The 2,547-nt window shown below is 33.3% G+C and carries 2 protein-coding genes; both read right to left on the bottom strand.

The features are described from left to right. Positions 1-121 precede the first annotated feature (121 nt). Positions 122-253, bottom strand: a complete 132-nt coding sequence (locus AC1DTM_RS22515; RefSeq protein ID WP_016105873.1) for a paeninodin family lasso peptide — start codon at positions 251-253, stop codon at positions 122-124. Positions 254-267: 14 nt separating this feature from the next. Further along, the gene (locus tag AC1DTM_RS22520; RefSeq protein ID WP_477000924.1) at positions 268-2,208 is read right to left on the bottom strand and encodes a lasso peptide isopeptide bond-forming cyclase; all 1,941 of its coding nucleotides are present in this window, start codon (positions 2,206-2,208) and stop codon (positions 268-270) included. Positions 2,209-2,547 lie beyond the last annotated feature (339 nt).

Genomic DNA, 2,547 nt, shown 5'->3' on the forward strand with positions numbered 1-2,547 from the left:
TCCTTATACATTTTCACGTACAAGGAGATTTAGCATGTAAAACAATCCATATTAAATATACAAAATCCATTTAGCTTTAAACATTTGAGCAAAATAAACTAAATACTTTTATTCTTATCACCTAACTAAAAGTTAGATCACCCTTAGGAGTATGGTCCGGAAAAGCGGCATCAGTATACTCTCCTTCTTTCCCCAACATTGTCATCTTCACATCCAACACCTCTAAAATAGGTTTCTCCCATTCTTTTTTCATATGATCACCTCCCTTCAAATAAACGTTTTAATGTACCGATAAACAATTAAACTACGCATTAAAACTTTATAATCGAAATTAATCGCATTTTCAGGTCTCGCATCTTCTCTAACCTTGTATAGAGCTTCTTTTATGACCTGACCATTTAAATACTCTAAAGCTTTTTCATCTACACTTAGTTGCTCTATTTCGTCTATAAATGTTTTCCAATATGGAATCATTCGATGGACCCAATCAACACCTTGGACACCTCTAGTGTTTTGATTTAATCTAATCTTATCTGGCAGCATTTTTTCTGTAGATCTTCGGATTAAAGCTCGGTCCAATCCATTTTGCACATATTGTTCTTCTGGTACAGATAAACAAAAACGAATTACACGTATATCATTAGTTGGATCACGCTTCCATAATCCATAGCGTAAAGATAGCTTTGCTGCAAGTGTACTACCTGCATTCCAATGAAAAACATCTTCAAAATGTTTTCGGCGTTCCTCATATATATTTGACTCAGAATACCATCCCGTTTGTTCTAACCCATATTCTTCAAATTTCTCGAAAATCCTTGTATTTTTTGCAAATTTCGGATTGATTAACATTGGCCTTTTATTTACTTTATTTTGTGAAAAAATCCGATCCACAACTGGAAATCCAATCCTAAATATATCTGGTATCCTGCGTAATCTATCTCCACCTGTATTTTTACTATATTGATTTAATTCTTTATACAGACGAATCCATTTTAATTTTTTTAGTAGGATAGCATAGTACTCTAAGGCATATCCCCACGATATGGTAAAATTCCCTCTATCACCATTTAATAATACTCCAACACCTTCCTCATGAGCTTTTTCAAACATCCCTTTTAACCAAAATGAGTTTTCAAAGAACTTATATGGCGTCTCTAGTATTTCTAAAAAGCTATCTATCTCTGAATATGAATTTTCCCCCTTAAAATCTAAGTAATGCTCCCGAATTCCTCCTACATGTTCTATAGTTGATTTGATATACACACTCTCATTCGGCACTAGCTGTTTAGGTGTAAAATCTACGAAATCATGTGGCGGAATATAGCTGAAAGTATGTAATTTTTTATTTTCTTTTCGCATTGTATTTACTGCAAAGCTGACAACAGCTCCTGAATCTAATCCACCACTTAACTGAGCACCTAYATTAAGGTGTGTACGTAATCTATCATCTACCGCTTTTTGAAAGACCTCTTGAAATGCTTCTATGTACTCTTCGTTTGACTTTAATTTCAGCCTCTCATTTACAGTTAGAGTACAATATCTCATAAGCTTTATTTTATTTTTATCTATCACAATACTATGTGCTGGGGGTACTTGTTCTATGTGTTTATACGGTGTGATTGAAGTATCTACCGCATCTATCATGCCTGATACCGCCAAATACTCAGCTAACCATAGTTCATTTAATTCCTTACGTACATACGGTAATGATAATAACGGACTTATTATGGTACAAAAAGCAAATCGTTGATGATCACGAAAATAATAAAGAGTTCGACTTCCTGAAAAATCCCTTGCACCAAACAGTTTTTGGTTACGTTCGTCCCAAATCATAAAAGCAAAATCGCCAACTAAATACTTCGGGGACTCCTCTCCCCATTTTTGATAAGCACGTAAAATCAATTCACTGTCAGCCATCCCTTTTCTTTCAACATTATCCACTTGCAACCTATCAAACAATTCCATTCTATTATCAATGATTGCATCAGCAGTAATAATTAATTTCGATTTAACATCATAATAAGGTAATTGTTCACCGATTGATTCTGGTGTGATCCATTGGGCATGGCAACCAAAGAATATATGTTCTTTGTGTAATATTCGAATCTCATCTGCAGGGTACTTGCTTAAACAACTCATTACTCCTCTTCCATGTTCAATCGATACAGGCTCGTTATTAAAGTGAATAATGCCAGCTATAGCACTCATTTTCCCCTCCTATTATGTAATAAGTTGCTATAAATTCTTTTTAAAGAACAAATTGTTATATTCTCCCCTGGATAAGTAAATACTCCAATTAAATCAAGGTATAGATATGTTAAAAATACCATTACATTTATCGTGAGTCAATTAAAATACAGTAAATTCAAATAATTCACCCGAATTAATCGACCTTTATAAAGAACAACAATTCAGATATTTATAATTCCAATATTTTTTACCCTTTCTCCAACTATCAGGAAGTATCTATACAATAAAAACATTCACTACTTATTGCTCTTCAACATATTCCATTTTATATTAATTTAATTATAGCCTGAGTAACTC

It is taken from the genome of Bacillus sp. P4_D3, assembly GCF_056401855.1.

Bases quoted from the DNA above. Each gene is read 5' to 3' on its own strand.
- AC1DTM_RS22515 (WP_016105873.1), bottom strand. From the start codon at position 253: ATGAAAAAAGAATGGGAGAAACCTATTTTAGAGGTGTTGGATGTGAAG.